Origin of the sequence: Isoptericola sp. NPDC056134 (assembly GCF_042264825.1) — a bacterium.
Classification (GTDB): Bacteria; Actinomycetota; Actinomycetes; order Actinomycetales; family Cellulomonadaceae; genus Isoptericola; species Isoptericola nanjingensis.
Window position 1 is genome coordinate 3,305 of sequence record NZ_JBHJVM010000044.1, and the last position, 7,686, is coordinate 10,990.

Here is a 7,686-nt window from a genome sequence, read left to right on the forward strand (position 1 = left end):
TCGACTGGGCCTAGGAAACCAGTGGTGCAAAGGGTCCTGTCCCGCCGCTGAGGGGGCCCCCCTCCCCCTGGGGTAGTCCCCTTCTCGCCGAGGTAGTGGACTGGTCCACTACCTCGGCGAGAAGGGAACTACCTCGGCGAGGTCCGTACTACCCCGGCAGAGAGAGAAGCACTCATGAAGGTCACGATCCTGGGCGCGGGGGCGATCGCCGGCGCGCACGTCGAGGCGGTCCGCGCGCTCGCCGCGCACGGCGGACCCGGCGGCGTGGAGGTCACGCACGTCGTCGACGTCGACGCGGACCGCGCCGCCGCGTTCGCGGCGGCGCACCTCGTGCCGCACCACTCCACGGACCTGCAGGCCCTGCTCGACGCCGGCGAGGTCGACGTCGTGCACATCTGCACGCCGCCGTCGGTGCACCTGCAGGCCGCGGTGGCGGCGCTGCGGGCGGGCGCGCACGTCGTGGTGGAGAAGCCGGCGGTCCTGTCGCTTGCGGAGGCCGACGCCCTGGCGGCGGCGGAGCGGCAGGCGATCGACGCCGGCCTGCCGGGGCGGTTCACCCAGATCGTGCAGCACCGGTTCGGCGCGGGGATCCAGCGGCTGCGCCGGCTGCTCGACGACGGGACGCTCGGCGCCGCGTACGTCGCGCAGTGCGACACCCTCTGGTTCCGCACGCCGGACTACTTCGCCGTTCCCTGGCGGGGCCGCTTCGACACCGAGGGCGGCGGCACCACCATGGGCCACGGCATCCACCAGTTCGACCTGCTGCTGGCCGTGCTCGGCCCGTGGACCGAGGTGCGGGCGATGGCCGGCCGGCTCGCCCGCCACACCGACACCGAGGACGTCTCCACGGCGCTGGTGCGGTTCGCGAGCGGCACGATGGCGACGATCACGAACTCCGCGATCTCCCCGCGCCAGACGTCGCGCCTGCGCTTCGACACCGAGGCCGCGACCGTCGAGCTGGAGCACCTGTACGGCTACGACGACACGAGCTGGACCGTGACGCCCGTGGCCGGGCGCGAGGACGTCGCCGAGGCGTGGGCGGCCGACGTCGCGGCGTCGGCAACCTCCGTCGACGGCGGCGCGAGCGGCCACCTGGCGCAGCTCGTGCCCACCTACCGGGCGTTCACGGCGGGCGACGTCCTGCCGGTCACCGTCGCGGACACCCGCGCGACCCTCGAGCTGGCCGCGGCGATCTACAAGTCCGCGTTCACGGACGCCATCGTCCGCGCCGGAGAGATCGTCGACGGGGACCCGTTCCACGTCTCCATGGCCGGCACCGGCACCCCCTGGCCGCCGGTCAAGGACGTCCCCGCCGCCGTCTGACACGCCCTGAGACGGGTTTGACCCCGGCGTCCGCCCCGCTGTTAGCGTGACCACGCTCACACGAGCCCGGGGCACCCGCCCCGGCCCGACGTCACGACGAAGTGGGGACGGATGCGACAGGTCACGAGACGGGAGCTCCTCGGCTGGGGGCTCGCCGGGGGAGCGTCGGCGCTGCTCGCCGGGTGCGCGACGCCCGGCACGACGTCGGTCAACGCCCAGCCGGTGGTGCCGGCGGCGGCGGGGGAGAAGGTCACGCTCACGTACTGGGCGTGGCTCAAGGACCTGCAGAAGGTCGCCGACATCTGGAACGCGCAGAACCCGGACGTGCAGGTGCAGGTCTCCTGGATCCCCGGCGGCAACGACGGCGGCTACCAGAAGATGTACTCCGCCCTCGCGGCCGGCGGAGGGCCCGACCTGGCGCAGGTGGAGATGCGCACCGTGCCGGAGTTCATGCTCGTCAACGGGCTCGTCGACCTGGAGCGGTACGGCGTCTCCGAGCACGCGGACAAGTTCGACGAGACGCTGTGGAGCCAGGTGAGCTTCGCCGGCGGCGTCTACGGCATCCCGCAGGACTCCGGCCCGGTGGGCATGTACTACCGGCCCGACCTGTACGAGCAGGTGGGCGCCGACGTCCCCACCACGTGGACCGAGTGGGCGGAGGTCGCCCCCGCGTTCCGCGAGATCGACGCGTACATCGACTCCTTCCCGCTCGACGACACGTCCGTGTTCACCGCGCACGCCATGCAGGCCGGGGCCACGTGGCTGCGCAGCGCCGAGGACGGCTGGGTCATCGACATGGCCGGGGAGGCCACGCTCGACGTCGCGCGCTTCTTCGACCAGGTCATCGACGACGGCCTCGTGACCACGGCTGCCAACCCCTACACGCCCGGCTGGTACGCGGCCGCGGCGCACGACCAGATCGCGTCGCTCGTGAGCGCGAGCTGGGGCGACGCGCTGCTGCAGAGCGTGAGCGGCGCGGAGGGCAAGTGGCGCGTGGCGCCCGCCCCGCGCTGGGACCACGGCTTCGGGTCCTCGTTCATCGGCGGCTCGACGTCCGCCGTGCTGGCGAACAGCCGGCACCCGAAGGAGGCCATGGAGTTCGCCGTCTGGATGAACACCGACCCGGAGGGCATCGACGCGATGATCAAGTACTCCGGCATCGGGTGGTCGCCGGCCCGCGACTACATCGGCGCGGCGCGCGAGGAGCCGAGCGAGTTCTTCGGCGGCCAGCGCTACAACACCGAGGTCTTCCAGCCGGCCACGCAGGACCAGAACCCCGACTGGCAGTGGTGGCCCATCACGCAGCAGACGTTCAACATCCTGGGCGACGGGTTCCGGCGCAAGGCCACGGGCGGCACGCTCGTGGACGCCGTCGTCGCCGCCGAGGACCGGACCATCGAGGTGTTCCGACAGAAGGGCCTGACGATCCGGAGGGCAGAGCGATGACCGCGAAGAAGGCGAGCACCGCCGTCGGGCGCGCGCCCTGGATCCTGGTGGGTCCGTTCCTGCTGCTGTTCCTGCTGACGTTCGTGCTCCCGATCATCGTGGCGATCGGGCAGAGCTTCACCACCGTCACCCGCGCCGGTCTGTTCGGCGAGCAGGGCGTCACCACCGGGTTCGCCTGGTTCGAGAACTACCGGATCGCGCTGGAGGACGGGAACTTCGTCGCGTCGATCTGGCGGATGCTGCTGTTCGGCGTCGTGCAGGTGCCGGTGATGATCGTCGCCGCGACGGTGCTGGCCCTGCTGCTCGAGTCGGCCTCGGCGCGCTGGCCCGGCTTCTTCCGCGCCACGTACTTCCTGCCGTACGGCATCCCGGGCGTCATCGCGACCATCCTCTGGTCGTTCCTCTACGTGCCCGGCCTGAGCCCGATCATCGACCTCACCGAGACGCTGTTCGGGTTCACGCCCGACTTCCTCGGCGCCGGGACGGTGCTGTGGTCGATCGCGAACATCGTCACCTGGACGTACGCGGGCTACAACATGCTCATCATCGTGGCCCAGCTCAAGGCCATCCCGCCGGAGATGTACGAGGCGGCGCGGGTGGACGGCGCCGGCCCGTGGCGCACGGCGTGGAGCATCCAGCTGCCGCTGATCCGCCCCGCCCTGGTGCTCACCACCGTGTTCTCGATCATCGGCACGCTGCAGCTCTTCGCCGAGCCGCAGCTCCTCATGAGCGTCTCGCCGGCGATCGACTCGCAGTACACGCCCAACCTGTCGGCGTACACGACCGCCTTCGCCTACAACGACTACAACGTCGCCGCCGCTCAGTCCGTGCTCATCGCGCTCGTGGCGTTCGCGCTGTCCTTCCTCTTCCTGAGGCTGACGAACAGGAGCTCGCGATGACCGCCGCCGTCTCCACCGCGCCGCAGCGCACTGACCCGACGGACGTCCCGGCCGCGGCCCCCGGCGGTCGTCGTCGGCGCCCCGCGACGACGATCCTCGTCACCGGGATCCTCGCCGTCGTCGCGATCTACTTCCTCGTGCCCGTCTACTGGGTGGTCGTCGCCGCCTCGAAGACGACGGACGACCTCTTCGGCACCAACGGCTTCTGGTTCGGCAACTCCTTCGCGCTGTTCGACAACCTCGCCGCCGTGCTCACCTACGGGAACGGCGTCTTCATCCGCTGGTTCGCCAACTCGGTGCTGTACGCCGGGGTGGGCGGCCTGATCGCCACGTACCTGGCGGCGGCCGGCGGGTACGCCCTGGCCAAGTACCAGTTCCGGGGCCGCAACCTCATCTTCGGTCTCGTGCTCGGCGGGGTGCTCGTGCCCGGCACGGCCACCGCCCTGCCGCTGTTCCTGCTGTTCAGCCAGCTCGGGCTCGCCAACACGTACTGGAGCGTGCTGATCCCGTCGCTGGTGTCGCCGTTCGGGTTCTTCCTGTGCCGCATCTACGCGGACGCCACCGTGGACACCTCGCTCGTCGAGGCCGCCCGGATCGACGGCGCCGGGGAGCTGCGCATCTTCCACACCCTGGGGCTGCGGATCATGACGCCGGCACTCGTGACGGTGTTCCTCTTCCAGATCGTCGGCATCTGGAACAACTACTTCCTGCCGCTCGTGATGCTGAGCGACCAGGACCTGTACCCGATCACCCTCGGGCTCAACAACTGGAACAGCCAGACCGACCGGCTGCCCGAGTTCTACGAGCTCACCACCGGGGGCGTGCTGCTCTCGGTCATCCCGCTCGCCGTCGCCATGATCGTGCTGCAACGGTTCTGGCGCGGCGGCCTGACGGAAGGCGCCGTGAAGGCATGATCGCCGCATGACCCCGCTCTCCCCGCTCCCGCACGAGTCCACCGCGCCCTGGTCCGGGCGCGTCGAGCCGCCGCGGTCCGCGCCCGCCGGGGACGCACCCCGCCTCTCCCTCGACGGCACGTGGGACTTCCGCCTCCTGGCGGGCGTGCCCGGCGCGCCGGGCGCCCACGGCGTCCTGCCGGACGGCGAAGGGACCGCAGACTTCGCGCGGCCCGGCTACGCGACGTCCGCGGACGCCGGGTGGGGCGAGCTCCCCGTGCCCGCGCACTGGGTCCTCGAGGGCGACGGCGCGCACGGCCTCCCGATCTACACCAACGTGCAGTTCCCGTTCCCCGTGGACCCGCCGCACGTGCCGGACGAGAACCCGACCGGCGACTACCGCCGCGAGGTCGACGTGCCGACGTCGTGGACAGAGGACGGCCGCGTGCTGCTGCGGTTCGACGGCGTGGAGTCGTTCTTCACGGTGTGGGTGAACGGCGAGGAGGTGGGCTCGGCGTCCGGCAGCCGGCTCGCGCACGAGTACGACGTCACCGACGCGGTGCGCCCGGGCACGAACACCGTCGCCGTGCGCGTGGTGCAGTGGTCGGCCGCGAGCTACCTCGAGGACCAGGACCAGTGGTGGCTGCCCGGCATCTTCCGCGACGTCACGCTGCTGCACCGGCCCGCCGGGGCGCTGGACGACGTGTGGCTGGACGCGGACTACGACCCGGCCACCGGGGAGGGCGCCCTCGTCCCCGAGGTGCGGGCGGACGCCGCCGCGTTCCCCGTGCGGCTGCGGGTGCCCGAGCTCGGGGTCGACGTCGCGTGGGCGGCGCCCGATGACGTCGCGCCCGTCGCCGTGGGCGCCGTCGAGCCGTGGTCGGCGGAGGAGCCGAACCTGTACGACGTCACGGTGGCGTCGGCGGGCGAGACGGTGTCGCTGCGCGTCGGGTTCCGGCGGGTGGAGATCGTGGGCGACCTGCTGCTCGTCAACGGTCGCCGGGTCGTGTTCTCCGGGATGAACCGGCACGAGACGCACCCCGACCGCGGGCGCGTCTTCGACGAGGAGCACGCCCGCGCCGACCTCGCGCGGATGAAGCAGCACAACGTCAACGCCATCCGCACCAGCCACTACCCGCCGCACCCGCGCGTCCTGGACCTGGCCGACGAGCTGGGCCTGTGGGTGATCCTCGAGACCGACCTGGAGACGCACGGCTTCGAGGCCGGCGGCTGGGCGGGCAACCCCAGCGACGACCCGCGCTGGCGCGAGGCGTACCTCGACCGCGTGCGGCGCACCGTGGAGCGCGACAAGAACCACGCGAGCATCGTGCTGTGGTCGCTCGGCAACGAATCGGGCACCGGGAGCAACCTCGCGGCGATGGCGGAGTGGGTGCACCACCGCGACCCGTCGCGGCCCGTGCACTACGAGGGCGACTACGCCGGCGAGTACACCGACGTCTACTCGCGGATGTACTCGACGGTGCCGGAGACGGCGTCGATCGGGAGCGACGACCTGTCACCCGTGCTCGGCTGCAGCATCGCCGACTCCGCCCGGCAGCGGTCCAAGCCGTTCCTGCTGTGCGAGTACGCGCACGCCATGGGCAACGGCCCGGGCGCGCTCGACCAGTACCGCGCGCTCGTCGACACCCACCCGCGGCTGCACGGCGGGTTCGTGTGGGAGTGGCGCGACCACGGCCTGCGCACCACCACCCCCGACGGCGTCGAGTACTTCGCGTACGGCGGCGACTTCGGCGAGGTGGTGCACGACGGCAACTTCGTCATGGACGGCATGGTGCTGTCCGACGACACCCCCAGCCCCGGGCTGGTCGAGTTCTGGCACGTCGAGCGGCCGGTCGTCGTGCGGCCGTCCGGCGGTCCGGCGTCGGGAGCCGTCGAGGTCTGGAACCGCCGCCACACCGCGGACACCTCCGACCTGGTGCTCCGCTGGCGGGTCGAGAACGACGGCGAGGTCGTCGCCTCGGGCGAGGACCGCACGTCGGTGGAGGCGGGGGAGCGGGTCGACGTCGCGCTGCTCGACCCGGCGTCGCTGCCCGAGGCGGGCCCGGGCGTGGAGGCGTTCCTCACCGTCGAGCTCGTGCTGCGTGAGGCGGCGTCGTGGGCCGACGCCGGGCACGTCGTGGCGCGCGACCAGTGGGCGCTGCCCACCCGGGCGGTCGCCCGCACGCGTCGTCCGGCCGTGGCGCTCGCGGACGCGCCCGTCGCGTTCCGCGGCCCGGAGCTGGTCACGCTCGCCGGCGCGGACGTGTCCGCGCCGCGCGTCGAGCTGTGGCGCGCGCCCACGGACAACGACCGCGGCGCCGCGATGGGCAGCTACGACGTCGACGACCCGACGACCCTGCCGTGGCGCGGCACCCCCGCGCCGCCGGTCGCCGACCGCTGGCGCCGCCAGGGCCTGGACCGGCTCACGCACCGCACCGTCGCCGTCGACGAGTCGGCCGACCGGCTGCGGGTGCTGCGGCGGGTATCCGCGGCGCAGAGCCGCCGGACGATCGACGTCGAGGAGACGTGGACCGCGGAGCGGGCCGCAGACGGCGTCGTCGAGGCGGTGCTGCGCGTCGTCCTCACCCCCGACGACCACTGGGACGACGTGTGGCCGCGGGTCGGTGTGCACCTCGCGCTGCCGACCGACGTCGACGGCGCCGGGTGGTTCGGGCTGGGCCCGCACGACTCGTACCCGGACGTCCGCTCCTCGGTCGTGGTGGGCCGCCACCGCGCAGGGATCGACGACCTGTCGGTGCCGTACGCCCGGCCGCAGGAGTCGGGCCACCGGTCGGAGGTGCGCGAGCTCGTGCTGGAGCGCGGCGGCGGGCCCTGGGCGGGCCTGACGCTCGGCCGCGACGCGCGCGGCCGCCTGCCCGGGTTCACGCTCGCCCGGCACTCGGCCCACGAGCTCTCCGCAGCGGCGCACCCGTACGAGCTGCCCGTGCCCGAGCGGCACCACCTGTACGTGGACGCCGCTCAGCACGGCCTGGGCTCGCGCGCGTGCGGCCCCGACGTCTGGCCCACGGCGATGCTCCGCCCGCAGGCCCGCACCCTCGAGCTCCGCTGGCGAGCCCTGTGACGGTCGTGCCGAGATAGAGAACCCGACTCGCCGAGATAGAGAG

General features: G+C 72.7%; 5 protein-coding genes. All 5 read left to right on the forward strand.

Features of this window, described 5'->3' with window-relative positions:
- The first annotated feature begins 174 nt into the window (after positions 1 to 174).
- The 5 genes from ACFCZN_RS20790 (at position 175) to ACFCZN_RS20810 (ending at position 7,643) form a co-directional block, all read left to right on the forward strand.
- Positions 175 to 1,323: a Gfo/Idh/MocA family protein gene (locus ACFCZN_RS20790; RefSeq protein ID WP_430558018.1), complete on the forward strand. Its 1,149-nt coding sequence runs from the start codon at positions 175 to 177 to the stop codon at positions 1,321 to 1,323.
- 111 nt (positions 1,324 to 1,434) lie between these two features.
- Positions 1,435 to 2,769: an ABC transporter substrate-binding protein gene (locus ACFCZN_RS20795; RefSeq protein ID WP_430558019.1), complete on the forward strand. Its 1,335-nt coding sequence runs from the start codon at positions 1,435 to 1,437 to the stop codon at positions 2,767 to 2,769.
- Positions 2,766 to 3,668: a carbohydrate ABC transporter permease gene (locus tag ACFCZN_RS20800; RefSeq protein ID WP_429765179.1), complete on the forward strand. Its 903-nt coding sequence runs from the start codon at positions 2,766 to 2,768 to the stop codon at positions 3,666 to 3,668. Before ACFCZN_RS20795 ends, ACFCZN_RS20800 begins: the two co-directional genes overlap by 4 nt.
- Positions 3,665 to 4,582: a carbohydrate ABC transporter permease gene (locus tag ACFCZN_RS20805; protein ID WP_430558020.1), complete on the forward strand. Its 918-nt coding sequence runs from the start codon at positions 3,665 to 3,667 to the stop codon at positions 4,580 to 4,582. The genes ACFCZN_RS20800 and ACFCZN_RS20805 overlap by 4 nt, the downstream gene beginning before the upstream one ends.
- Positions 4,583 to 4,589: 7 nt before the next feature.
- On the forward strand, positions 4,590 to 7,643 hold the full coding sequence (locus tag ACFCZN_RS20810) for a glycoside hydrolase family 2 TIM barrel-domain containing protein (protein WP_430558021.1): 3,054 nt from the start codon (positions 4,590 to 4,592) through the stop codon (positions 7,641 to 7,643).
- Positions 7,644 to 7,686: the final 43 nt, after the last annotated feature.